This window comes from Ramlibacter sp. (assembly GCF_035655895.1).
Taxonomy (GTDB): Bacteria; Pseudomonadota; Gammaproteobacteria; order Burkholderiales; family Burkholderiaceae_C; genus Ramlibacter.
The window spans coordinates 208,198-231,048 of record NZ_DASRTN010000014.1; the positions used below are offsets into that span (position 1 = coordinate 208,198).

Annotated in this window: 23 protein-coding genes; 4 read left to right on the forward strand and 19 right to left on the reverse strand. The window is 68.9% G+C overall.

The features are described 5' to 3' along the window. Positions 1 to 20: 20 nt before the first annotated feature. Entirely contained in the window at positions 21 to 566 is a 546-nt protein-coding gene (locus tag VFE82_RS17900) for a YggT family protein (RefSeq protein ID WP_325001692.1), read from the forward strand. Positions 567 to 573: 7 nt separating this feature from the next. Here the strand turns inward: VFE82_RS17900 and accD are convergent, their stop codons facing one another. The 19 genes from accD to VFE82_RS17995 form a co-directional block, all read right to left on the reverse strand. After that, positions 574 to 1,446 carry an acetyl-CoA carboxylase, carboxyltransferase subunit beta gene (gene accD / locus VFE82_RS17905; RefSeq protein WP_325001693.1) on the reverse strand — a complete coding sequence of 291 codons (873 nt, stop codon included), beginning with the start codon at positions 1,444 to 1,446 and terminating at the stop codon, positions 574 to 576. A 26-nt stretch (positions 1,447 to 1,472) separates the two neighbouring features. Beyond that, positions 1,473 to 2,282, reverse strand: a complete 810-nt coding sequence (gene trpA, locus VFE82_RS17910) for a tryptophan synthase subunit alpha (RefSeq protein ID WP_325001694.1) — start codon at positions 2,280 to 2,282, stop codon at positions 1,473 to 1,475. Beyond that, the gene (trpB, locus tag VFE82_RS17915) at positions 2,279 to 3,544 is read right to left on the reverse strand and encodes a tryptophan synthase subunit beta (RefSeq protein ID WP_325001695.1); all 1,266 of its coding nucleotides are present in this window, start codon (positions 3,542 to 3,544) and stop codon (positions 2,279 to 2,281) included. Before trpB ends, trpA begins: the two co-directional genes overlap by 4 nt. Beyond that, positions 3,522 to 4,244: a phosphoribosylanthranilate isomerase gene (locus VFE82_RS17920; RefSeq protein WP_325001696.1), complete on the reverse strand. Its 723-nt coding sequence runs from the start codon at positions 4,242 to 4,244 to the stop codon at positions 3,522 to 3,524. Before VFE82_RS17920 ends, trpB begins: the two co-directional genes overlap by 23 nt. After that, positions 4,241 to 5,023: a tRNA pseudouridine(38-40) synthase TruA gene (truA, locus tag VFE82_RS17925; RefSeq protein WP_325001697.1), complete on the reverse strand. Its 783-nt coding sequence runs from the start codon at positions 5,021 to 5,023 to the stop codon at positions 4,241 to 4,243. The genes VFE82_RS17920 and truA overlap by 4 nt, the downstream gene beginning before the upstream one ends. A gap of 25 nt (positions 5,024 to 5,048) precedes the next feature. Then, on the reverse strand, positions 5,049 to 7,796 hold the full coding sequence (locus tag VFE82_RS17930; protein WP_325001698.1) for a FimV/HubP family polar landmark protein: 2,748 nt from the start codon (positions 7,794 to 7,796) through the stop codon (positions 5,049 to 5,051). 386 nt (positions 7,797 to 8,182) lie between these two features. Next, entirely contained in the window at positions 8,183 to 9,331 is a 1,149-nt protein-coding gene (asd, locus tag VFE82_RS17935; RefSeq protein ID WP_325001962.1) for an aspartate-semialdehyde dehydrogenase, read from the reverse strand. 77 nt (positions 9,332 to 9,408) lie between these two features. Then, positions 9,409 to 10,500 (reverse strand): 3-isopropylmalate dehydrogenase, encoded by a 1,092-nt coding sequence (leuB, locus tag VFE82_RS17940; protein ID WP_325001699.1) that lies wholly within the window; start codon positions 10,498 to 10,500, stop codon positions 9,409 to 9,411. Positions 10,501 to 10,507: 7 nt separating this feature from the next. Further along, the gene (gene leuD / locus VFE82_RS17945) at positions 10,508 to 11,158 is read right to left on the reverse strand and encodes a 3-isopropylmalate dehydratase small subunit (RefSeq protein WP_325001700.1); all 651 of its coding nucleotides are present in this window, start codon (positions 11,156 to 11,158) and stop codon (positions 10,508 to 10,510) included. A 26-nt stretch (positions 11,159 to 11,184) separates the two neighbouring features. Further along, positions 11,185 to 11,319: an entericidin A/B family lipoprotein gene (locus VFE82_RS17950; RefSeq protein ID WP_325001701.1), complete on the reverse strand. Its 135-nt coding sequence runs from the start codon at positions 11,317 to 11,319 to the stop codon at positions 11,185 to 11,187. Positions 11,320 to 11,333: 14 nt separating this feature from the next. Continuing rightward, positions 11,334 to 12,755: a 3-isopropylmalate dehydratase large subunit gene (leuC, locus tag VFE82_RS17955; RefSeq protein ID WP_325001702.1), complete on the reverse strand. Its 1,422-nt coding sequence runs from the start codon at positions 12,753 to 12,755 to the stop codon at positions 11,334 to 11,336. 26 nt (positions 12,756 to 12,781) lie between these two features. Further along, positions 12,782 to 13,738, reverse strand: a complete 957-nt coding sequence (locus VFE82_RS17960) for a LysR substrate-binding domain-containing protein (RefSeq protein WP_325001703.1) — start codon at positions 13,736 to 13,738, stop codon at positions 12,782 to 12,784. A gap of 222 nt (positions 13,739 to 13,960) precedes the next feature. Further along, positions 13,961 to 15,271, reverse strand: coding sequence for a citrate synthase (locus tag VFE82_RS17965; protein ID WP_325001704.1), 1,311 nt, complete (start codon positions 15,269 to 15,271; stop codon positions 13,961 to 13,963). A 34-nt stretch (positions 15,272 to 15,305) separates the two neighbouring features. Continuing rightward, complete coding sequence (locus VFE82_RS17970) at positions 15,306 to 15,575, reverse strand: succinate dehydrogenase assembly factor 2 (protein ID WP_414708778.1); 270 nt, start codon at positions 15,573 to 15,575, stop codon at positions 15,306 to 15,308. Positions 15,576 to 15,580: 5 nt separating this feature from the next. After that, positions 15,581 to 16,285: a succinate dehydrogenase iron-sulfur subunit gene (locus VFE82_RS17975; RefSeq protein ID WP_325001706.1), complete on the reverse strand. Its 705-nt coding sequence runs from the start codon at positions 16,283 to 16,285 to the stop codon at positions 15,581 to 15,583. Positions 16,286 to 16,349: 64 nt separating this feature from the next. Beyond that, complete coding sequence (gene sdhA / locus VFE82_RS17980) at positions 16,350 to 18,158, reverse strand: succinate dehydrogenase flavoprotein subunit (protein ID WP_325001707.1); 1,809 nt, start codon at positions 18,156 to 18,158, stop codon at positions 16,350 to 16,352. A 13-nt stretch (positions 18,159 to 18,171) separates the two neighbouring features. Beyond that, positions 18,172 to 18,558: a succinate dehydrogenase, hydrophobic membrane anchor protein gene (sdhD, locus tag VFE82_RS17985; RefSeq protein WP_325001708.1), complete on the reverse strand. Its 387-nt coding sequence runs from the start codon at positions 18,556 to 18,558 to the stop codon at positions 18,172 to 18,174. A gap of 18 nt (positions 18,559 to 18,576) precedes the next feature. Further along, entirely contained in the window at positions 18,577 to 19,008 is a 432-nt protein-coding gene (gene sdhC, locus VFE82_RS17990; RefSeq protein WP_325001709.1) for a succinate dehydrogenase, cytochrome b556 subunit, read from the reverse strand. A gap of 132 nt (positions 19,009 to 19,140) precedes the next feature. Beyond that, positions 19,141 to 19,923 carry a GntR family transcriptional regulator gene (locus VFE82_RS17995; RefSeq protein ID WP_325001711.1) on the reverse strand — a complete coding sequence of 261 codons (783 nt, stop codon included), beginning with the start codon at positions 19,921 to 19,923 and terminating at the stop codon, positions 19,141 to 19,143. A gap of 186 nt (positions 19,924 to 20,109) precedes the next feature. Between VFE82_RS17995 and VFE82_RS18000 the strand changes: the two genes are divergently transcribed. From VFE82_RS18000 to VFE82_RS18010, 3 genes are read left to right on the forward strand one after another with little or no spacing between them, the layout of a single operon-like run. Then, positions 20,110 to 21,096 carry a malate dehydrogenase gene (locus tag VFE82_RS18000; protein WP_325001712.1) on the forward strand — a complete coding sequence of 329 codons (987 nt, stop codon included), beginning with the start codon at positions 20,110 to 20,112 and terminating at the stop codon, positions 21,094 to 21,096. A gap of 13 nt (positions 21,097 to 21,109) precedes the next feature. Then, positions 21,110 to 22,096 carry an HpcH/HpaI aldolase/citrate lyase family protein gene (locus VFE82_RS18005; RefSeq protein ID WP_325001713.1) on the forward strand — a complete coding sequence of 329 codons (987 nt, stop codon included), beginning with the start codon at positions 21,110 to 21,112 and terminating at the stop codon, positions 22,094 to 22,096. 17 nt (positions 22,097 to 22,113) lie between these two features. Then, complete coding sequence (locus VFE82_RS18010; protein WP_325001714.1) at positions 22,114 to 22,839, forward strand: hypothetical protein; 726 nt, start codon at positions 22,114 to 22,116, stop codon at positions 22,837 to 22,839. The last annotated feature ends 12 nt before the right edge of the window (positions 22,840 to 22,851 follow it).

Consider the following 22,851-nt stretch of genomic DNA (forward strand, 5'->3'; position numbering starts at 1 on the left):
GGACGTGACGGCGGGAGGCCATGGTCTACCAAATCCTATCTTTTCTGCTCGACGTGGTCGCTGGGCTGCTGGGCGGCGCTTGCCTGTTGCGGCTGTACATGCAACGCCAGCGCGTGCCGTTCGGCAACCCGGTCGGGCGTTTCGTGTTCGCGCTGACCGACTGGCTCGTGCTGCCGCTGCGACGCGTGCTGCCCGCCATTGCCGGCTGGGACACCGCCAGCCTGGTCGGGGCCTACCTGATCCTGCTGGTGCAGTACCTGTTGCTGTGGGCGATGATCGGCCAGGGCGGGATCGAACTGGTGTTCATGCTGGCGCTGATCGGGCTGGTGCGGCTGGCGATCTCCTCGGCGATGGCGCTGGTGATCGTGTACGCGGTGCTGTCGTGGGTGCAGAACGACTCGCCGCTGGCTGACATCGTCGACCGGCTGTGCGCACCGCTGCTGCGCCCCTTGCGCCGCATCATTCCGCTGGTGGGCGGCATCGACCTGTCCCCGCTCGCGCTGCTGGTCCTGCTGCAGGTGCTGTCGATGGTGGTCGCCGCGGCGACCCGCTCGGTCGTCTTCTAGCCGATCGTCAGATCACCGCGTCGGCCGGCTGCCGCTGCAGCATGGCCAGCACGTGCGCCACCCGTGTGCGCAGTTCGCGGCGGTCACAGATGAAGTCGACCGCGCCCTTCTGTTGCAGGAACTCGGCCCGCTGGAAGCCTTCCGGCAGCGTGACGCGCACGGTCGACTCGATGACGCGCGGGCCGGCGAATCCGATCAGTGCCTTGGGCTCGGCGATCACCACGTCGCCCATGAAGGCGAAGCCGGCGCTCACGCCACCCATGGTCGGATCGGTCAGCACGCTGACGTAGGGCAGGCCCTTCTTGGCCAGTCGTGTGAGCGCGGCGTTGGTCTTGGCCATCTGCATCAGCGACAGCAGACCTTCCTGCATGCGCGCGCCGCCAGTGGCGGTGAAGCAGAGGAACGGGACCTTCTGCTCGATCGCGCTCTCGACGCCGCGCACGAAGCGCTCGCCGACCACGCTGCCCATGCTGCCGCCCATGAAGTCGAACTCGAACGCTGCGGCGACCAGGCTGACGCCGTGCACCGCGCCGCCCATCACCACCAGCGCGTCGGTCTCGCCGGTGTTCTCCAGCGCCTCCTTCAGCCGCTCGGGATAGCGCCGGCTGTCCTTGAACTTGAGCGCGTCGACCGGCAGCACTTCCTGGCCGATCTCCCAGCGCCCCTCGGGGTCCAGGAAGGCATTCAGGCGCGGGCGCGCCCCGATGCGATGGTGGTGGCTGCAGGTCGGGCAGACGTTCTGGTTGTGCTCGAGGTCGGTCTTGTACAGCACCGTCTCGCAGCTGGGGCACTTGACCCACAGGCCTTCCGGCACGCTGCGGCGCTCGGTCGGGTCGGTCGGTTGGATCTTGGGGGGCAGGAGTTTCTCGAGCCAGCTCATGGTGTGCTCCGGGTGGATGGAGGATTCTAGGAGTCCAGCGCTTGGCGGATGCCGCGCAGGAACGTGCCGACCTCGGGCACCACGCGTTCGCGCGGCTGCTCCTCGATCAGCTGGATGATGCGGGTGCCGATGACGACGGCATCGGCCACGCGGCCGACCGCGCGCGCGCTCTGGGCATCGCGGATGCCGAAGCCCACGCCGACCGGGATCTTCACGTGCTCGCGGATGCGCGGAAGCATCTGCCCGACCGCATCGGTGTCCAGGTGGCCCGCGCCCGTGACGCCCTTGAGGGAGACGTAGTAGACGTAGCCGCCGGCCACGCGCGCGACCTGCTGCATGCGCTGCGGCGTCGACGTGGGGGCCAGCAGGAAGATCAGGTCGAGGCCGGCGCGCTTCAGGTCGGCCGCGAAAGCCTCGCACTCCTCCGGCGGGTAGTCGACGACCAGCAGGCCGTCGACACCGGCGGCGGCGGCATCGTGGATGAACGCGCCCTGGCCGTTCACGAGGTCGTACCGCTCCACGGGGTTGGCGTAGCCCATGAGGACCACCGGGGTGGCGGCATCCTGCTCGCGGAAGGCCCGCACCATCGCGAGCACCTGCGCCATGCCGACACCGGCCGCGAGCGCCCGCTCGCCCGCCTTCTGGATCACGGGACCGTCGGCCATCGGATCGGAGAACGGCACCCCCAGCTCGATGATGTCGGCGCCTGCCTCGACCATGCCGTGCATCAGCTCGGGCGTGATGTCCGGAAACGGGAAACCGGCGGTCACGTAAGGGATGAGGGCCTTGCGCCCGTCGGTGCCGAGGCGGGCGAAGGTGGCGGCGATGCGGCTCATCGCTGCACTCCCACAGCCTGGCCGTCGCCTTTAACGCTCTGGCCGCGGCAGCTGGGCCGGCAGTAGAAGTCGGCCTTGCCCAGGTCGGCCACCGTGCCGATGTCCTTGTCGCCGCGGCCGGACAGGTTGACCAGGATGCTCTGCTCGCTGCGCATGGTCCTGGCCAGCTTCATCGCGTAGGCGATGGCATGGCTGGATTCCAGCGCCGGGATGATGCCCTCCGTGCGGCACAGGTAGTGGAACGCTTCCAGGGCCTCCTGGTCGGTGATGCCGACGTATTCGGCGCGCCCGATGTCCTTGAGCCATGCGTGCTCGGGGCCGACACCCGGGTAGTCGAGGCCGGCGCTGACGCTGTGCGTCTCGGTGATCTGGCCGTTGGCATCCTGCAGGATGTAGGTGCGGTTGCCGTGCAGCACACCGGGGCTGCCGCGCTGCAGCGAGGCCGAATGCTTGCCGCTCTCCAGTCCCTCGCCAGCGGCCTCCACGCCGATCAGGCGCGTGCCTTCGTGGGCGATGTAGGGATGGAAGATGCCCATGGCGTTGCTGCCGCCGCCCACGCAGGCGACCACTGCGTCGGGCTGGCGCCCGGTCAAGGCCGGCATCTGCTCCAGGCACTCGTTGCCGATCACGCTCTGGAAGTCGCGCACCATCATCGGGTAGGGGTGCGGTCCCGCCACAGTCCCGATGATGTAGAAGGTGTTCTCGACATTGGTGACCCAGTCGCGCATCGCCTCGTTCAGCGCGTCCTTCAGGGTCCGGCTGCCCGATTCGACGGGCACGACCTTGGCGCCCAGCAGGTGCATGCGGTAGACGTTCGGGCTCTGCCGCTTGACGTCCTCGCTGCCCATGTACACCACGCACTCGAGGCCGTAGCGGGCGCAGATGGTGGCGGTGGCAACCCCGTGCTGGCCTGCGCCGGTCTCGGCGATGACGCGCGGCTTGCCCATGCGACGCGCCAGCATCGCCTGGCCGATCACGTTGTTGATCTTGTGCGCGCCGGTGTGGTTCAGGTCCTCGCGCTTGAGGTAGATCTGCGCGCCGCCGGTTTCGCGGCTCATGCGCTGCGCGTGGTAGACCGGGGACGGCCTTCCCACGAAGTGCGCGAGCTCGTAGCGGAATTCCGCGAGGAACTCGGGGTCGTGCTGGTAGCGGGCGTAGGCGTCGCGCAGCTCGCTGATGGCGTGGGTCAGCGTCTCGCTGACGAAGCTTCCACCGTACGGGCCGAAGTGGCCGGAAACGTCAGGTTGTTGATAGGAGGGCATCGGGGGACCTTGCAAGGAGCGCGTCGGCGGCGCGCACGGCCGCGACGAACTGATGGATCTTGTCGGGGTCCTTCACGCCCTTGGCGCTCTCGACCCCGGAACTCACATCAACGGCCAGCGTTTTGCAGCGCGGCCGTACCTGCACGATGCCATCGGTCACGTTTGCAGGCGTCAGTCCACCAGACAAGACGAGGTGAGCGTTGACGCTTGGTGGAAGCCGTGACCAATTGAATGCCTTGCCGCCGCCGCCGTAGCCCTCGACATGGGAGTCGACGAGGATGGCCTGGGCGCGTTCGTGTTGGAGGGCGAAGTTTACCAAGTCGAACGGCTGGGCCGCGTCGAGCGGGATGCGTGCGGCCCGCATCCAGGGGCGCCGCCCGCCGCCGCTGGCGGCCAGGCATTGCTCCGGCGTTTCATCGCCGTGGAACTGCAGCAGGGCGGCCGGCACGGCGTCGCACGCGGCGGCGACCTGCGCAGGCACTTCGTTCACGAACAGGAGCACCGGCGTCACGAACGGGGGCAGGCGGCGCGCCAGCTCGGCGGCGCGGACGACCGACACGAAGCGCGGACTGTTCGGATAGAGCACGAAGCCGACGGCGTCGACGCCTGCCTGCACGGCGCAATCCACGTCCTGCTCGCGCGTGAGGCCGCAGATCTTGATGCGCGTGCGCTGGCTCAGCGGATTCGGCGCGGCGGTCATGGCAGCCAATCATACGCAGCGGTGCGCTGCGGCAAGCCCCAGTGGTCTTCGTAGACCGGTCCGAGGAAGTAGAGCCCGTCCGGTGGAAAGGTGGGGGCGGCGGCGTCGCGGCTGCGCTCCGCCAGCACGTCGTCGATCCAGGTCGGCGGTTGCTGCCCCTGGCCCACCAGCAGAAGGCAGCCCATGATGTTGCGGATCATGTGGTGCAGGAATGCATTGGCCTGGAACTCGAAGCGCCAGTACGGGCCACGCCTGGAGAGCTCGATGCGGTGCATGGTCTTCACCGGGGAGCGGGCCTGGCAGCCCGACGCACGGAAGGAGGTGAAGTCATGCTCGCCGAGCAGGCGCCGGGCCGCGTCCTGCATGGCCGGACCGTCGAGGGGCCGGAACACCCAGCCGGCGCGTCCGCTTTCGAGGCTGGGCCGCACCGCCGACTCGAGCACCACGAAGGCGTAGCGCCGGGCGATGGCGCTGGCACGGGAGTGGAAGGCATCGGGTACCGGCTGGGCCCATTGCACCGCGATGTCGGAGGGCAGAAACCTGTTGGTGCCGCGCACCCAGGAGAACGGTTCGCGCTGGATGTCGGTGTCGAAGTGCACGACCTGCATCAGGCCGTGCACGCCGGCATCGGTGCGACCGGCGCAGACGGTGGACACGGGCCGGTCGGCGAAGCGGGCAAGGGCCGTCTCGAGCTGGTCCTGGACGGTGCGGCCGGACGGCTGGCTCTGCCAGCCGTCGTAGGCCTGCCCGAGATAACTGACGCCGAGAGCCCACCTCACGGCCGGCCTGCGGGGTTGCGCGCGATCAGCCGATCTCCGCGAGGAAGCGCTGCGCCCGGTGCTTCAGGTCGCCGGAAGCCTCGGCGATGACTTCCTGCGCCAGACTGCGGGCGCCGTCGGCGTCACCGATGGCGTTGAACTCCTCCGCCAGGGCCAGCTTGGTGGCCAGGGGATCGTCGTCGCCCAGCTCCACGCCGGCGGTGCTGAGCGGCGCGTCGGCGCTGTCGGGGCCGATGGACGGCGCGGGCGTGCTGGCTGCGGCGGGTGACGGAGTGGACGACGTCGGCGGCAGGTCGAGCGACAAGGCGCCGAGGTCGAACTCCATCATGCCGTCGTCCGCCACCGCGGGTGCGGCGGGTGCAGCGGGCGCCGACTTGGCCGGCGCCGACGCGGGCGGCGAGAGGTCGAGCGGCTCGTGGCTGAAGTCCAGGCTGTTGGACGGCAGTGACAGGTCGGGCATGTCCAGGCGCGCGGGCTGCGGCGCCGCAGCGGTGGACGAGGGCAGGCCGAAGTCCATGTCCAGGGAGATGTCGTCCGGCTGGATGACGGCCGGCGCGGGGCTCGCGGCTCGCGCGCTCGGAGCCGGAGCGGCCTTTGGCGCAGGCGCCGGGTGCTCGTCGTCGCCCGCCGAGAAGTCCAGGTCGAGGTCGAGGTCCACGATGCTGCTGGGACCTGCCCGCACGTCGGGTTCGGCTGCCGGGCGATCATCCGGAGCGAAGGATGCCGCGGCCACGGCTGCCGGGGCAGGCGCGGAGGGGGTGCCGGCGCCGGGTTGACCACCCGGCCTGTACAAGGCGTTGCCCGGGTCGAGCTCCTGGCCCAGCTCGGCGATGCGGCTCCATTCCGCGCCCTCGCCGTGGGTCAGGCTGTAGGCCTCGGACGCCACCTGCTCGAACGCACGCGCGTCGCGCCGCTTGGCGTAGATCTCCAGCAGCTTGGTGTGGATCGCCACCCGTTGCGGGTTGATGCGCAGCGCTTCCTTCAGGATCTCCTCGGCCTGCAGGTCGCGGCCGTAGGCGAGATAGACGTCGGCTTCGGCGACCGGGTCCACGTCGCCGGCGGCGTCGAGCTGGCTGGGCGAGTAGACCATCGAGGAGCCGGTGGCGGCGCCTTCGTTGGTGTCGACGCGCTGGCCGCCGCTGGCACCGAAGAACGAGTCGGGCTGCAGGCGGCTCTCGAGGAAGGAGCTGTCGACCGCGCCGGCCTTGCGGCGTTGGCGGATCTTCCAGACGCCCAGGCCGAGCAGGAGCGCCAGGATGCCGCCTGCGGCGACCGGCACGAGCGGATCTTGCGTCAGCTGGTCGATGAGGCTGGGCTCCGGCACGGGAGCCGGTGCGGGCGGGGCGGGGCGCTTGGCAGCCACGGGCGCGGAGGCCGGGGTGACGGGCGCCTGGGCGCTGGCCGGTGCTTCGGCGGCGGCCGGCGGGGTCGGTTCGGCGGCCGACGCGCTGGCCACGGTCACGGTGTCACCGGCGGCCGGGGCGCTCGCAGCCGCGGCCGGCTGTGCCGCCGACGGGGCGGAGGCAGGCAGGGTCGCCGACGGCGCCGGGACGAAGGGGGCCGACGCGGTCGCAGCGGGCATGCCGATGCCCGGCGTGGAGGCCGACTTGGCGGCCGCGGTCGCGGCGGACGCAGCCGGAGTGGGAGCGGGCTGGGCGGCGACCGCGGACGGCGCGCCAGTCGGCAGCGAGGGACCGCCGGTCGAGGCGGCTGCACCGGTCCGGCCGGCCGTGGTCGTGGCGCCGGCGGCAGAGGCGGCCCCCTTCGGGGCGCTGGCGGACGACGTCAGGCCCTTGAGGTCCGACAGGTTGCGGTTCAGTTCGGCCACCCGGGTGGCAGCCTCCTGCGCAGCGCGGTCGCGGGCAATTTTCTCTTCCGCGGCCTTGCCCTGCAGTGCTCCCTTGGAGAGCGTGAGCTTGTCGGGCGTGGTGGCGGTCGGCTTCTTCTCGTCGACCTGCGCCTGCACGCGGCCGCTGGCTTCGCGGCCCGTGGCCGCGGCGGCCGGCGCAGTCGCGAGCCCTTCGGCCAGGCGGCGGCGGAATTCGTTGAAGTCGCGGCTCTGGGCCACGAGGGTCTGGCGGGCTTCGGCGGGGGTGATGGCCTCTGCCTGCTCGGTCGAGGGCAGGTTCAGCACCGAACCCGTGCGCAGGCGGTTCACGTTGCCGCCCACGAACGCATCGGCGTTCGAGCGCAACAGGGCGACCAGCATCTGATCGAGCGACACGGTGGCGGGCTTGGCCGCCGCCGCGATCTTGCCGGCGGTGTCGCCGGCCTGCACGGTGACTTGCTTGCCACCCGGTGCCGCGGTCTGCGACTCGGCCGTGGCGGGAGCCGGGGCGGCGGCAGCCGGCGCCGCCGGGGCAGGCGCACGCGGTGCCGGAGCGGCCGGAGCTGCTTGCGCGGTCGCCGGTGCCGGGGTGCTGCGTCGCGCCTGTGGTGTCCGGGAGGTGGGGGCTGCCGGAGCCGCCGGCGTGATGTCGGCGTTCAGCGTCTGCTGGCCCTGCCGCATGCTCGGCGGGTCGAACAGCATCGTGAAGTCGCGCGTGATGCGTCCGGAGGCCCAGCTGGTCTCCAGGATGACGTCGACGAACGGCTCACCGATCGGGCGGTCGCTGACCAGCCGCAGGAAGTAGCGGCCGTCCGGGCGACGCTGAAGCGAGACCTGGACGTTCGACAGGGTGGCGTTGTATTCCATGCCCTGCGCGCGGAAAGCTTGCGGCGCCGCGATGACCGCGCGCAGGCTCGAAGCCTCCTCGCCGGAGATCTCGGGCACATCGATTTCAGCTCGCAGCGGTTCACCCAGGGACGACTGGACCGTGATGCGACCAAGGGCGAGGGCGTGCGCGTCGAGCGTTGGAAGGCCCAGAAACGCGGCCGCGGCAAGCGCCACTGTCGTGGTCCGCCATTGCCGCGTCGTCTTGGTTGTTGAGGTCCCTACTGCTCGGTCTGCAGGCAGTTCTGTTCTCTTCATGCGGACATGCGCCTTGCGACGGAAATTGCTAAAAGGACCATAACATCAATGTCTTAGGGTGACAAGCTGAGACAAGGCTTAACGTCTGCAGCCCTTCAGTAGCGTCCACTCACCCGCAGGTCCTGTTGTCCGAGGACAACGAGCTGTAACCGCTCGCTTACAGCTCATCGGCAGCTCGTCGACCGCGATCAGGCGTCCAGCAGGATGCGCAGCATGCGTCGGAGCGGCTCGGCCGCGCCCCACAGCAACTGGTCGCCGATGGTGAATGCGCCCAGGTATTCGGGGCCCATGGCCATCTTGCGCAGCCGCCCCACCGGGATGCCGAGCGTGCCCGTCACCGCCACGGGCGTGAGGTCCTTCAGGGTGGCTTCGCGCGTGTTCGGCACGACCCGGACCCAGGCGTTGTCCGCTGCGATCATCGCTTCGATGTCCGCCAGCGGAACGTCCTTCCTGAGCTTGAAGGTCAGCGCCTGGCTGTGGCAACGCATCGCCCCGACGCGGACGCAGAAGCCGTCGACGGGCACCGCCGCGGTGCCGAAGCCGTCGCCCTGGCCCAGGATCTTGTTGGTCTCGGCCCCGGCCTTCCACTCCTCTCGCGACGTCCCGTTGCCCAGGTCCTTGTCGATCCAGGGGATCAGCGAGCCGCCCAGCGGCACGCCGAAGTTCTCGGTCTCGGCGGCCGGGAGCGACTGCTGGCGGTGCAGCACCTTGCGATCGATCTCGAGGATGGCCGACTTGGGATCGTCCAGCAGTGCCCGGACTTCGGCGTTGAGCGTGCCGAATTGCGTCAGCAGCTCGCGCATGTGCTGGGCGCCGCCGCCCGAGGCCGCCTGGTACGTCATGCTGCTCATCCACTCGACCAGGCCGGCCTTGTAGAGCGCGCCGACGCCCATCAGCATGCAGCTGACGGTGCAGTTGCCGCCGATCCAGTTGCGGCCGCCCTTGCCCAGGGCGTTCTTGATGACCGGCAGGTTGACGGGGTCCAGGACGATGACCGCGTCATCCTTCATGCGCAGCGTCGAGGCCGCGTCGATCCAGTGGCCGGTCCAGCCGGCAGCGCGCAGCTTGGGGAACACCTCGGTGGTGTAGTCGCCGCCCTGGCAGGTGATGACGATGTCGCACTTGCGAAGCGCCTCGATGTCGAACGCGTCCCGCAGGACGGCTTCGTTCTTGGCCTGCGCGGGGGCCTTGCCGCCGGCATTCGAGGTCGAGAAGAAGACCGGCTCGATCAGTCCGAAGTCGCCTTCGGCCTGCATGCGGTCCATCAGGACCGAGCCGACCATGCCGCGCCAGCCGACCAGGCCGACGAGGGGTTGTTGTGCCTTGGAGAGTGCCATCGTCATACGCCTTTCAAGTGGATCCTGGTTCCCCGGCTCGTCAGAGCCGGGGCAGGCGCGTGACGAACCGGAGCTTGCTAGCTCTTGGTGGTTTTCTTGGTGGTGATCGCGGCCACGACGGCGTCGCCCATCTCGCGCGTGCCGACCTTCGTGGTGCCTTCGGACCAGATGTCCGCCGTGCGCAGCCCCTGTGCAAGCACCTGCTTCACCGCGGATTCGATCCGTTCGGCGGCTTGGGGCTGGTTGAGGGAGAAGCGGAGCATCATGGCGGCGGACAGGATTGTAGCCAATGGATTGGCCACGCCCTTGCCCGCGATGTCCGGCGCGCTGCCGTGGCTGGGCTCGTAGAGGCCCTGGTTGCCGGCGTTCAGGCTGGCCGAGGGCAGCATGCCGATCGAGCCGGTGAGCATGGCCGCCTCGTCCGACAGGATGTCGCCGAACATGTTGCCGGTGACCACCACGTCGAACGACTTGGGTTGCTTGACCAGCTGCATGGCGGCGTTGTCCACGTACATGTGGTCCAGCTTGACGTCCGGGTATTGCTGGCCGACCTCGGTGACCACGTCCTTCCAGAACTGGAAGGTCTCGAGCACGTTGGCCTTGTCGACGCTGGTCACCTTCCTGCCGCGCTTGCGGGCGGCCTGGAACGCGACGTGGGCGATGCGCTCGATCTCCGGGCGCGTGTAGCGCATCGTGTCGAACGCCTCCTCGGCGCCGGGGAAGTTGCCGTCCGGCGAGGCGCGGCGCCCGCGCGGCTGGCCGAAGTAGATGTCGCCGGTCAGCTCCCGGATGATCAAGATGTCCAGGCCCGCCACCAGTTCCGGCTTCAGGCTCGAGGCATGCGTCAGCTGCTCGTAGCAGATCGCCGGACGGAAGTTGGCGAACAGCCCCAGGTGCTTGCGCAGACCCAGGATGGCCTGCTCGGGGCGAAGGGCGCGCTCGAGCTTGTCGTACTTCCAGTCGCCGACGGCGCCGAACAGGATGGCATCGGCCTGCTTGGCCAGCTGCAGCGTCGAGTCCGGCAGGGGGTGGCCCGCGGCCTCGTACGCGGCGCCGCCTACCGGGGCGGTTTCCATCTCGAACTTCAGGTCCAGCACCTGGAGGACCTTGACCGCCTCGGCCACGATTTCGGTGCCGATGCCGTCGCCCGGCAGGACTGCAATCTTCATGTCGTTCTCATCCGTTCAGGGTGTGGGCCAGCCAGGGCTTGGTTGCCAGGCGCTGGGCTTCGAAAGCCTTGATCTTGTCGGACTGCCGCAGGGTGAGCCCGATGTCGTCGAAGCCGTTGAGCAGGCAGTACCGGCGGAACGGTTGCACCTCGAACGGGATCTCCTGGCCCTGTGCCCGGACGACCACCTGCCGCTCCAGGTCGATGGTGAGTTCGTAGCCGGGAAAGGCCGCCGTCTCATCGAACAGCTGGGCGACCGTGGCTTCCGGCAGCACGATCGGAAGCAGGCCGTTCTTGAAGCTGTTGTTGAAGAAGATGTCGGCGAAGCTTGGCGCGATGATGGCGCGGAACCCGTACTGGTCCAGCGCCCACGGCGCGTGCTCGCGCGAGGAGCCGCAGCCGAAGTTCCGGCGGGCCAGCAGGATCGAGGCGCCCTTGTAGCGCGGCTGGTTCAGCACGAAATCGGGGTTGGGCTTGCGGCTGGCCGGATCCTGCCCCGGGAAACCCGGGTCGAGGTAGCGCCACTCGTCGAACAGGTTGGGCCCGAAGCCGGTCTTGCGGATCGACTTGAGGAACTGCTTGGGGATGATCGCGTCGGTGTCGACGTTCTCGCGGTCCATTGGGGCCACGAGGCCCTTGTGCACGGTGAATTTCTGCATGGTGGTTCCTGCCCGGCCCGCGGGCCTCAGCGCTTGCGGTTGGCCGCGTCCTCGATCTTGTCGCCGGCCTTCTGCAGGTCCTGGCCGAAGCCCTTGACCGTGTTGCAGCCGGCCAGCAGCGCGGCCAGCGCGAGGAGGGCGGCAATCTTCTTCGGCGTCATGGCGGCTTCCTTGCTCAGGCGAACTGGCGCACGTCGACGAAGTGGCCGTGGACGGCGGCGGCGGCAGCCATGGCCGGACTCACCAGGTGCGTGCGCCCGCCCGCCCCCTGGCGCCCTTCGAAGTTGCGGTTGCTGGTCGAGGCGCAGCGCTCGCCCGGCTCCAGCCGGTCGGCGTTCATCGCCAGGCACATCGAGCAGCCCGGCTCGCGCCAGTCGAATCCCGCGGCCTTGAAGATCTCGTGCAGTCCCTCGCGCTCGGCCTGCTCCTTCACCAGACCGGAGCCTGGCACCACCATCGCCACCTTCACGTTCCGGGCGACCTTCTGGCCGAGCTTCTTCACCACCGCGGCGGCCTCGCGCATGTCCTCGATGCGGCTGTTGGTGCACGAGCCGATGAACACCTTGTCCACGAAGATGTCGTTCAGCGGCTTGCCCGGCTCCAGCCCCATGTAGGTGAGGGCGCGCTCGATCGCGCCGCGCTTGCTGGCGTCCTTCTCCTTGTCCGGGTCCGGCACGCGGCCGTCGACGCCCAGCACCATCTCGGGCGACGTGCCCCAGGTGACCTGCGGCACGATCGTCGAGGCATCCAGCTCGACGACGGTGTCGAACCTGGCGTCGGGGTCGGAGTGCAGCGTGCGCCAGTACGCCACCGCCTGGTCCCATTCGACCCCGGTGGGCGCGAGCGGCCGTCCCTTGACGTACTCGATCGTCTTGTCGTCCACGGCGACCATGCCGGCGCGCGCGCCGGCCTCGATCGCCATGTTGCAGACCGTCATGCGGCCTTCCATCGTCAGCGCGCGGATCGCCGAGCCGCCGAACTCGATGGTGTAGCCGGTGCCGCCGGCCGTGCCGATGCGGCCGATGATGGCCAGCACGATGTCCTTGGCGGTGACGCCGCGGGCCAGCGGGCCCTCGACCTTCACCAGCATGTTCTTGGCCTTCTTGGCCAGCAGGGTCTGGGTGGCCAGCACGTGCTCGACCTCGCTGGTGCCGATGCCGTGCGCCAGCGCGCCGAACGCGCCGTGGGTGGAGGTGTGCGAGTCGCCGCAGACCACCGTCATGCCCGGGAGCGTGGCGCCCTGCTCGGGGCCGATCACGTGGACGATGCCCTGGCGCTTGGACAGGAACGGGAAGTAGGCGGCCGCGCCGAATTCGCCGATGTTGCGGTCCAGCGTGGTCACCTGTTCCTTGCTGATCGGGTCGGTGATGCCGTCGTAGCCGCGGTCCCAGCCGGTGGTCGGCGTGTTGTGGTCCGCGGTGGCCACCACGGAGCTGATGCGCCAGACCTTGCGGCCGGTCTCGCGCAGCCCCTCGAATGCCTGCGGGCTGGTGACTTCGTGCACCAGGTGGCGATCGATGTAGAGGATGGCGGTGCCGTCTTCCTCGGTGTGGACGACATGCTCGTCCCAGATCTTGTCGTAGAGGGTGCGTCCCATGGGATGTTCCAGCTGAAGGGGTGATTTTATCGGTCGGGGTGTCCGGCCTCCGCGGGCCGGACATGGGCCGGGGCATCGGCGCCGAGATGGTCCACCAGCAGCCGGGCCGTGACGGGCAGGCTGTCGAAGTCGCGCGCCAGCAGGTCGATCTCGCGCACCGCCCAGTCGTCGCGCAGCGGCACCGCCTGCAGGTCGCCGACCTGGCGCAGCAGCTCGAAGGCCCGGTCGGGCAGAAGCCCGACGCCCAGGCGGTTGTGCACCATGCGGCACATCGCGTCGAGGCCCGTCACGCGGATGCGCAACTGGATGGTCTTGCCCGCGGCGGCGGCGGCGCGCCGCATGGCCAGGTCGATGGCGCTGTTGCCGTGCATGCCGATCTGGTCGTGGTCCAGCGAGTCGGCGAACCAGATCGGGCCGGCGTCGGCCAGCGGATGGCCGCGCGGCACGGCCAGCACCAGCCGGTCCTGCCGGTAGCGGCGCGACTGCAGCTCGCCGGGCGCGCCCGGCGGACTGCAGATGCCGATGTCGGCGTCGCCGTCCCGGACCGCGCGCACCACCTCGCTGCTGACATGCTCCTCCAGGTCGAGCTTGACCTGGGGATGCAGCGACGTGAAGCCGGCCAGGTCCTCCGGCAGGAATTGCATGATCGCCGAGAGGTTCGCGTGGATGCGCACGTGCCCGCGCACCCCGAGTGCGTATTCGCTCAGCTCGCCCTGCATCCGCTCCAGGCTGAACAGGACCGAGCGGGCATGGTGCAGGAAGGTTTCGCCGGCCGGCGTCAGGTCCACCCCGCGCGGGCGGCGGTAGAGCAGGGCGGTGCCGACGGCACCTTCGAGGTCCGACAGGCGCTTGCTCACCGCTGAGGCCGCGATGAACTCGCGTTCTGCGGCCCGGCCGATGGAGCCCAGCTCGCACACGGCCACGAACAGCTGGAGCGACGTGAGGTCCAGCCGGCGGGCGAAGCTGCGTTCGGTGCTGAGCATGAGGGGTCGTGGGGCGCGATGCGGCCGCCGATTATGAAAGGGAGTCGCGTTGCAGCCATCGCGGATGGCGATGGGTGGCGACGCGTTCCACGGGGTGCGGGGCCTGTCTCGGCGGGCTGGATGGCACAAGCTGGACGCCTGCACGATCCGGACGCCCCGCGCCGGGCGCCAGACATGAAAAAGGCCCGCCGAAGCGGGCCTCTCGACGTGCACGTCGCCGGATCAGCGCTGGGCGATCGGCTGGACGTCGCGCTTGGTCGCGCCGGTGAACAGCTGCCGCGGACGGCCGATCTTGTACTCGGGGTCGCCGATCATCTCGTTGAGCTGGGCGATCCAGCCCACCGTGCGGGCCAGCGCGAAGATCGCGGTGAACAGCGACACCGGGATGCCGATGGCGCGCTGCACGATGCCCGAGTAGAAGTCGACGTTCGGGTACAGCTTGCGCGAGACGAAGTACTCGTCCTCGAGCGCCACCTTCTCGAGCGCCATGGCCAGCTTGAACAGGGGGTCGTTCTCCAGGCCCAGCTCGCCCAGCACCTCGTGGCAGGTCTCGCGCATCAGCTTGGCGCGCGGGTCGTAGTTCTTGTACACGCGGTGGCCGAAGCCCATCAGCTTGATGCCGGAGTTCTTGTCCTTGACCTTGGCCACGAACTCGCCGATCTTGGCCACGCCACCCATCCGCTGGATGTCTTCCAGCATGTTGAGGGCGGCTTCGTTGGCGCCGCCGTGCGCCGGGCCCCAGAGGCAGGCCACGCCGGCCGCGATGGCCGCGAACGGGTTGGTGCCCGAGCTGCCGCACAGGCGCACGGTGGAGGTGGACGCGTTCTGCTCGTGGTCGGCGTGCAGGATGAAGATGCGGTCCATCGCGCGCACCAGCACGTCGTTCGGCTCGTACTCCTCGCACGGCGTGGCGAACATCATGCGCATGAAGTTGCCGGTGTAGGACAGCGAGTTCTTCGGATAGATGTACGGCTGGCCGATGCTGTACTTGTACGCCATCGACACCAACGTGGGCATCTTGGCGATCAGACGGATCGCCGAGATCTCGCGGTGCTCGGGATTGTTGATGTCCGTGCTGTCGTGATAGAAGGCCGACAGGCCGCCCACCAGACCGGTCATGACCGCCATCGGGTGCGCGTCACGGCGGAAGCCGCGCAGGAAGAACTGCATCTGCTCGTTGACCATCGTGTGGTTCGTCACGCGCGAGACGAAGTCCTTCTTCTGCTGCTCGTCGGGCAGCTCGCCGTACAGCAGCAGGTAGCAGGTCTCGAGGAAGTCGCACTGGGTCGCGAGCTGCTCGATCGGGTAGCCGCGGTACAGCAGCTCGCCCTTGTCGCCGTCGATGTAGGTGATGGTCGACTGGCAGGAGGCCGTGGACATGAACCCGGGGTCGTACGTGAACATGCCCGTCTGCGCGTACAGCTTGCGGATGTCGATCACGTCCGGGCCGATGGTGCCCTGGTAGACGGGCAGCTCGACGTTGGGGCTGCCGTTGCTGAACGACAGGGTGGCTTTGTTGTCGGCGGGTTTCATCTCGGTTCCTTCACTTCGAATCGTTGGCCGGTGTTCACCGGTTGCGCAGCAGCTCCAGCAGCGTCCGCACTTCGGCGCGGTCCAGTTCGCCGTCCGGCTCCCGCCGCCGCAGCAGCAGGTCCATCAGGTCATTGTCGGACAACTGCATCAGTTCCTCGAGCACCTGGCCTTGCCGCGGGCTGATCTGCGAGCCGTGGCGGGCGAAGAAGCGCTCGAGGAAGAGGTCGTTCTCCAGCAGCCCGCGGCGGCAGCGCCACCGCAGCTTGCCGACCTCGTGCTCGTCGAGCGCCGTCTGCACGTCCACCCGCCTCAGACGGCCCGGCGGACCATCAGCTCCTTGATCTTGCCGATGGCTGCCGTGGGGTTCAGGCCCTTCGGGCAGACGTCGGTGCAGTTCATGATGGTGTGGCAGCGGAACAGCCGGTACGGGTCTTCCAGGTTGTCCAGGCGCTCGCTGGTCGCCTGGTCGCGGCTGTCCGCGATGAACCGGTAGGCCTGCAGCAGCCCGGCGGGACCGACGAACTTGTCGGGGTTCCACCAGAAGCTCGGGCAGCTGGTCGAGCAGCTGGCGCACAGGATGCACTCGTAAAGTCCGTTGAGCTCGTCGCGCTCCTCGGGCGACTGCAGGCGCTCCTTCTCGGGCGGGATGCTGTCGTTGACCAGGTACGGCTTGATCGAGTGGTACTGCTTGAAGAAGTCGGTCATGTCCACGATCAGGTCGCGGACCACGGGCAGGCCGGGCAGGGGCTTCAGGACGATCGGGTCCTTCAGCGTGCGCATGTTGGTCAGGCAGGCCAGGCCGTTCTTGCCGTTGATGTTCATCGCATCGGAGCCGCACACGCCTTCGCGGCAGGAGCGGCGGAACGCCAGGCTGGGGTCCTGGGCCTTGAGCTTCATCAGCGCGTCGAGCAGCATGCGCTCGTTGCCGTCGAGCTCGATCTCCACCGTCTGCATGTAAGGCTTGGCGTCCTTGTCCGGGTCGTAACGGTAGATCTGGAAGGTGCGTTTCTGCATGTTGGTGTTCGAATGGAATCTAGGTGCTTTGGTGCCAGCGTGGAAGTACGTAGGAGAACCTACGTCAGAACGTCCGCACCTTCGGCGGCACCGACTCGACCGTCATCGGCTTGAGGTTGACCGGCTTGTAGGTCAGGCTGTTGCTGCGGCTGTGCCACAGCGTGTGCTTCATCCAGTTGGCGTCGTCGCGGCCGAGCGGCGCCACCGGATCGTCGGCCGGCTTCTCGTAGTCGCTCACGGTGTGGGCGCCACGGCATTCCTTGCGCGCAGCGGCCGACACCATGGTGGCCTGGGCGCATTCGATCAGGTTCTCGACTTCCAGCGCCTCGATGCGGGCGGTGTTGAAGACCATCGACTTGTCCTTGAGCGCGATGCCCTTGACCCGGTCGCGGATGGCGGCGATCTTGCTCACGCCTTCGTCCATGCTGGCCTGGGTGCGGAACACGCCCGCGTGCTTCTGCATGGTCGCGCGGATGTCGTTGGCGACGTCCTGGGCGTACTCGCCGTTGCTGGCGGCATCCAGGCGGGCCAGCCGCTCCAGCGTCTGGTCGGCGGCATTGGCCGGCAGCGCCTTGTGGCTCTTGGTGCGGCTGGCGAAGTCGACGATGTGGTTGCCGGCCGCGCGGCCGAACACCAGCAGGTCGAGCAGCGAGTTGGTGCCCAGACGGTTGGCGCCGTGCACGCTCACGCAGGAGCACTCGCCCACCGCGTAGAGGCCGTTGACGACCTGCGCATGGCTGTCGGCCGTCTGCACCACGACCTGGCCATGGACGTTGGTCGGGATGCCGCCCATCTGGTAGTGGATGGTCGGCACCACCGGGATCGGCTCCTTGGTGATGTCGACGTTGGCGAAGTTCACGCCGATCTCGTAGACCGAGGGCAGGCGCTTGTGGATCGTGTCGGCGCCCAGGTGGTCGAGCTTGAGCAGCACGTAGTCCTTGTTCGGACCGCAGCCGCGACCTTCCTTGATCTCCTGGTCCATCGAGCGGGAGACGAAGTCGCGCGGCGCCAGGTCCTTGAGCGTCGGGGCGTAGCGCTCCATGAAACGCTCGCCGTTGCTGTTCAGCAGGATCGCGCCTTCGCCGCGGCAGCCCTCGGTCAGCAGCACGCCGGCACCGGCCACGCCGGTGGGGTGGAACTGCCAGAACTCCATGTCCTCGAGCGGGATGCCCGCGCGCGCCGCCATGCCCAGGCCGTCGCCGGTGTTGATGAAGGCGTTGGTGGAGGCGGCGAAGATGCGGCCCGCACCGCCGGTGGCCAGCAGCGTGGTCTTGGCTTCCAGGATGTGCAGGTCGCCGGTTTCCATCTCGATCGCGGTGACGCCGACCACGTCGCCCTCGGCGTCGCGGATCAGGTCGAGCGCCATCCACTCGACGAAGAAGCTGGTGCGCGCCTTGACGTTCTGCTGGTACAGGGTGTGCAGCATCGCGTGGCCGGTGCGGTCGGCCGCCGCGCAGGCGCGCTGGACCGGCTTCTCGCCGTAGTTGGCCGTGTGGCCACCGAAGGGGCGCTGGTAGATGGTGCCGTCGGGGTTGCGGTCGAACGGCATGCCCATGTGCTCGAGGTCGTACACGACCTTCGGCGCTTCACGGCACATGAACTCGATCGCGTCCTGGTCGCCGAGCCAGTCGGAGCCCTTGACGGTGTCGTAGAAATGGTAGTGCCAGTTGTCCTCGGACATGTTGCCGAGCGAGGCGCCGATGCCGCCCTGCGCCGCCACGGTGTGCGAGCGGGTGGGGAAGACCTTCGAGAGCACGGCCACGTTCAGGCCGGCGCGCGCCAGCTGGAGCGAGGCCCGCATGCCGGAGCCGCCCGCGCCGACGATGACGACGTCGAAGCGGCGCCGCGTGATGTTCTTGCTGCTGTATGCCATTGCGATCAGATCCTCAAACCCGCCAGAGCACCTGGACGGCCCAGCCGGCGCACCCGGTGAGCCAGACGATGACGAACACCTGCAGCGCGAGCCGCAGGAAGACCGGCTTGACGTAGTCCATCAGGACGTCGCGCATGCCGACCCAGACGTGCCAGAGCAGGCCTGCGATGACGGAGAAGGTCAGCACCTTCATCCACTGGGCGGCGAAGATGCCGGCCCACTTGTCGTAGCCGATCGGGCCGCGGCTGAAGATCACCTGCACCAGGACCACCACCGTGAACAGGGCCATCAGCACGGCGGTGACCCGCTGGCTGAGCCAGTCGCGCATGCCGTAGTGGGCGCCGACGACGGTGCGGTTGGACCCGTAGCTGACCGGGCCTTGTCTTTTGGGAACGCTCATCGTGATGCTCTCGTCGAATCAGTACAGGCCGAACAGCTTGGCGCCCAGCACCACCGTCAGGACGATGGCCAGCGTGAGCGTGACCTTCGCCGACTTGCCGCCGAACTGCTTGTTGGTCGCGGTGTGGCTGACGTCCATCCAGAGGTGTCGCACGCCGGCGATGAAGTGGTGCAGGTAGGCCCAGATGAGGGCCAGTGCCACCAGCTTGATGAACCAGCCCGGAACAAAACCAAGGCCGCTGTTGAAAGCGGCCCTGAAGCGTGCGAAGGAGAGTTCGGAGGAGACGGAGGTGTCGAACATCCAGATGATGAACGGCATCAGCACGAACATCAGGACGCCGCTCACGCGGTGCAGGATGGAGACCCAGCCGGGCGCCGGCAGGCGGTAGGTGGGAAGGTCCCTCAGGGCATTGATGTTGCGGAATTCCGGCCGCTTCTGGGCTGTGTGCATGGGGTGGTGGCTTTCCTCTGGATGGCTGCCCGCGGACGGCTGGTGCGCACGCGGGCAACCCAAAATTCTATCGCGATGCAACAACCTGACACGCAGGTTGCAAGGTACCCGACAGCCGTGCCGGGGTGCGGGTCAGCTCAGTTCGTTGCGGTAGTGGCGCTTGTCCGTCCGGTAGAGGCCGCGCCGCAGTTCCATCGGCACGTCGTTGTAGGTGAAGGCCAGGCGCTCGACGCTGAGCAGCGGGGAGCCCGCCGGCACGGCCAGCAGTCGTGCCTGGCCCGGGTCGGCGGCGACCGCCCGCAGCTTCTCCTCGGCGCGCACCATGCGCACGCCGAACTCGAGCTCGAACATCGCGTAGGTGGCGCCCTGGTAGCCGGCCATCTGCTCGGCGGTCAATCCCTTGAACGCGGTGCCCGGCAGCCACAGGTCCTCCAGGATGGTGGGCTCGCCCGCGAACGCCAGCACGCGCCGGACCTGGACCACGGCGTCGCCCGGGCGCAGGCGCAGCGTCCGCGCGACCTCGGCCGGCGCGCGGACACGCCGGCACTCCAGGATGTTGCGTTCGGCGGGGTCGGCTGTCTCCCGGTCGCCGGTGTCGGGCACGAGCTTGAGGAACCGGTACTGCACGTGCTGCTCGGCGTGCGTGGCGACGAAGGTCCCCTTGCCCTGCCGGCGCACCAGCAGGTTCTCCGCGGCCAGTTCGTCGATGGCCTTGCGCACCGTGCCCTGGCTCACGCGGAACCGCGCGGCCAGGTCGATCTCGCTCGGGATGGCCTCGCCTGGCTTCCATTCGCCAGCCTCCAGGCTCTGCAGGATCAGGCCCTTGATCTGCTGGTACAGCGGGCTGAACGCCGGGGCCGCGGGGGCTTGCGCCTCGGCGGCGGGCGTGTCGTCCGGCAGGGGAGTGGAGGGCATGGCGGGTGTCGCGGAACTGCGCCATCATATCTTATATAAGACATAAGACAAATTGACCGGCGCTTGCGTTCGCGGGTACACTCCGCGCCTGTCCCGCGAGGGCCTCGCCCCGGTTCTGCCGCGCTCCGACGCCGGCCCGCCCCCAGGCTTCCGCGCCGTTTCGCAACCTTCTTTCGGAGATTTCCCATGAGCAAGAAGCCCGTCCGCGTCGCCGTCACCGGCGCCGCCGGCCAGATCGGTTACGCCCTCCTGTTCCGCATCGCCTCCGGCGAGATGCTGGGCAAGGACCAGCCGGTGATCCTGCAGCTGCTGGAGATCCCCGACGAGAAGGCGCAGAAGGCCCTCAAGGGCGTGATGATGGAGCTGGAGGACTGCGCGTTCCCGCTGCTGGCCGGCATGGAAGCCCACAGCGACCCGATGACGGCCTTCAAGGACACCGACTACGCACTGCTCGTCGGCGCCCGCCCGCGCGGCCCGGGCATGGAGCGTGCCGACCTGCTGGCTGCCAATGCGCAGATCTTCACTGCCCAGGGCAAGGCCCTGGACAAGGTGGCCAGCCGCAACGTCAAGGTGCTGGTGGTCGGCAATCCGGCCAACACCAACGCCTACATCGCCATGAAGAGCGCGCCCAGCCTGCCGCGCGAGAACTTCACCGCCATGCTGCGCCTGGACCACAACCGCGCCGCCTCGCAGATCGCCGCCAAGACCGGCACCAAGGTCGGCGACATCGAGAAGCTGACCGTGTGGGGCAACCACTCGCCCACCATGTATGCCGACTACCGCTTCGCCACCGTGGGCGGCAAGGCCGTCAAGGACCTGATCAACGACCAGGTCTGGAATGCCGACGTGTTCCTGCCCACCGTGGGCAAGCGCGGCGCCGCCATCATCGAGGCGCGCGGCCTGTCGTCGGCCGCCTCGGCCGCCAACGCGGCGATCGACCACATGCGCGACTGGGCCCTGGGCTCCAACGGCAAGTGGGTCACCATGGGCGTGCCCTCCAACGGCGAGTACGGCATCCCGAAGGACGTGATGTTCGGCTTCCCGGTGACCACCAAGGACGGCAAGTACGAGATCGTCAAGGGCCTGGAGATCGACGCATTCAGCCAGGAGCGCATCAACAAGACCCTGAAGGAACTGCAGGACGAGCAGGCGGGCGTCGCCCACCTGCTGTGATCCCGCCGGCGCAGTGAAGCAGCACCCGCGAGCCATTCTCCTCGGCGCCCAGGCGCGCACCGGCATCCTGCCGGTGTGCGACCACTACTCCGGGGTGGAGGCGCGGATGCGCAAGAGCCTGCAGCTGCAGGCCGAGATGACGCAGGAGTTCGGCGCCTGCGTCTTCGACGTCACCCTCGATTGTGAGGACGGTGCGCCGGTTGGCGGCGAGGCGGCGCATGCCGACCTGGTCACGGAACTGGCGCTGCAGGCGCCCGCCGCCGCCCGTGTCGCCGTGCGCGTGCATCCGGTCGACCACCCGGTGTTCGATGCGGATGTGCAGTCCATCGTCGGCCGCGCCGGTGGCCGGCTGTGCCACGTGATGATTCCCAAGGTCGAGTCGGTCCGCGACGTCGAGGCAGCCGTCCGCGCCATCGATGCCGCCGGTGCCACGGCGCTGCCGCTGCACGTGCTGATCGAGTCACCGGCGGCCGTGCACCGCGCCTTCGACATCGCCGCGCACCCGCGCGTGCAGTCCCTCAGCTTCGGCCTGATGGACTTCGTTTCCGCCCATGCAGGCGCCATCCCGGAAGCGGGCATGGGCGTGCAGGGCCAGTTCACGCATCCCCTGGTGGTGCGCGCCAAGCTCGAGATCGCTTCGGCCTGCCACGCGCATGGCAAGGTGCCGTCGCATTGCGTCGTCACCGAGTTCAAGGACCGCGCCGCGATGGCTGCGGCCGCGCGCCGGGCCGCAGCCGAGTTCGGCTACACCCGGATGTGGAGCATCCACCCCGACCAGATCCGGCCCATCCTCGAGGCGCTGTCGCCCACGCAGGGCGAGATCGAGCAGGCGACGCGCCTGCTCGAAGCCGCCGAGCGCGCCGACTGGGCCCCCATCAGTTTCGAAGGCAAGTTGCACGATCGCGCGAGCTACCGGTTCTTCTGGCAGGTGCTCGAGCGCGCCCACCAGACCGGCAGCCGCCTTCCCGCCGAGGCGCAAGCCTGGTTCCCGTCCCACTAAGCAGTACCCGAGACGACATGCAGATCCGAATCGCCGCCACCCTGTTCGCCGCAACCCTCGTCGCCGTGGCTCCCCTGAGCCATGCGCAGACGGCCCCCAAGGCCAAGCCGGCGCAGCCGGCGACCGCCAAGGCGGGTGCCAAGGCCGCCGGCAGCAAGCTAGCCCCCTCCGCCCGCAAGGCCGTGGAGGAGGTGACGCCCATCGACGACGATCCGGCCGTCCAGCTCACCGACGCCGACCTCGAGGTCGCCAAGCAGGTGTTCGTGGGCGAGATCAAGTGCGAGCTGGGCGCCTCGGTGCGCGTGCGTGCCGCGCGCCGCACCGGCCTGTTCGTGGTCACCACCCGCAACTACCGGTTCCTGATGCACCCGGTGGAAAGCCGCACCGGCGCGATCCGCCTGGAGGACGCCAAGCGTGGCGCCATGTGGCTGCAGCTGGGCAACAAGTCGATGCTCATGAGCCAGAAACTGGGCCAGCGCCTGGCCGACGAGTGCCAGAGCCCGGAGCAGCTCACCTTCGCGGAAGAACTGAAGAAGAATCCGCGGCCCAGCATTCTGGAGCCCATGGCGGCCACGGGCGGCGGCATGAACGCCGGCGCGCGCGCAGACGTCAGCCCCGCAGGCCCGCAGGGCGGCACCACGCCCTCCGGCGCCCCCATGGCCGGCCAGCCGTCCACGCCATCGGCACCCGGCGCAGCGGCCGCGCAGCCGGGCGCACCCGCGGCCGCGCCGGCCCAGAACTGACACCAACAACAC

What these genes read in the sequence shown, in the direction of transcription:
- VFE82_RS17900 (WP_325001692.1), top strand. Translation starts at nt 21, where the DNA reads ATGGTCTACCAAATCCTATCTTTTCTGCTCGACGTGGTCGCTGGGCTG.
- accD (WP_325001693.1), bottom strand. Translation starts at nt 1,446, where the DNA reads ATGAGCTGGCTCGAGAAACTCCTGCCCCCCAAGATCCAACCGACCGAC.
- trpA (WP_325001694.1), bottom strand. Translation starts at nt 2,282, where the DNA reads ATGAGCCGCATCGCCGCCACCTTCGCCCGCCTCGGCACCGACGGGCGC.
- trpB (WP_325001695.1), bottom strand. Translation starts at nt 3,544, where the DNA reads ATGCCCTCCTATCAACAACCTGACGTTTCCGGCCACTTCGGCCCGTAC.
- VFE82_RS17920 (WP_325001696.1), bottom strand. Translation starts at nt 4,244, where the DNA reads ATGACCGCCGCGCCGAATCCGCTGAGCCAGCGCACGCGCATCAAGATC.
- asd (WP_325001962.1), bottom strand. Translation starts at nt 9,331, where the DNA reads ATGGCACTCTCCAAGGCACAACAACCCCTCGTCGGCCTGGTCGGCTGG.
- leuB (WP_325001699.1), bottom strand. Translation starts at nt 10,500, where the DNA reads ATGAAGATTGCAGTCCTGCCGGGCGACGGCATCGGCACCGAAATCGTG.
- leuD (WP_325001700.1), bottom strand. Translation starts at nt 11,158, where the DNA reads ATGCAGAAATTCACCGTGCACAAGGGCCTCGTGGCCCCAATGGACCGC.
- VFE82_RS17950 (WP_325001701.1), bottom strand. Translation starts at nt 11,319, where the DNA reads ATGACGCCGAAGAAGATTGCCGCCCTCCTCGCGCTGGCCGCGCTGCTG.
- leuC (WP_325001702.1), bottom strand. Translation starts at nt 12,755, where the DNA reads ATGGGACGCACCCTCTACGACAAGATCTGGGACGAGCATGTCGTCCAC.
- VFE82_RS17960 (WP_325001703.1), bottom strand. Translation starts at nt 13,738, where the DNA reads ATGCTCAGCACCGAACGCAGCTTCGCCCGCCGGCTGGACCTCACGTCG.
- VFE82_RS17965 (WP_325001704.1), bottom strand. Translation starts at nt 15,271, where the DNA reads ATGAAACCCGCCGACAACAAAGCCACCCTGTCGTTCAGCAACGGCAGC.
- VFE82_RS17975 (WP_325001706.1), bottom strand. Translation starts at nt 16,285, where the DNA reads ATGCAGAAACGCACCTTCCAGATCTACCGTTACGACCCGGACAAGGAC.
- sdhA (WP_325001707.1), bottom strand. Translation starts at nt 18,158, where the DNA reads ATGGCATACAGCAGCAAGAACATCACGCGGCGCCGCTTCGACGTCGTC.
- sdhD (WP_325001708.1), bottom strand. Translation starts at nt 18,558, where the DNA reads ATGAGCGTTCCCAAAAGACAAGGCCCGGTCAGCTACGGGTCCAACCGC.
- sdhC (WP_325001709.1), bottom strand. Translation starts at nt 19,008, where the DNA reads ATGCACACAGCCCAGAAGCGGCCGGAATTCCGCAACATCAATGCCCTG.
- VFE82_RS17995 (WP_325001711.1), bottom strand. Translation starts at nt 19,923, where the DNA reads ATGCCCTCCACTCCCCTGCCGGACGACACGCCCGCCGCCGAGGCGCAA.
- VFE82_RS18000 (WP_325001712.1), top strand. Translation starts at nt 20,110, where the DNA reads ATGAGCAAGAAGCCCGTCCGCGTCGCCGTCACCGGCGCCGCCGGCCAG.
- VFE82_RS18010 (WP_325001714.1), top strand. Translation starts at nt 22,114, where the DNA reads ATGCAGATCCGAATCGCCGCCACCCTGTTCGCCGCAACCCTCGTCGCC.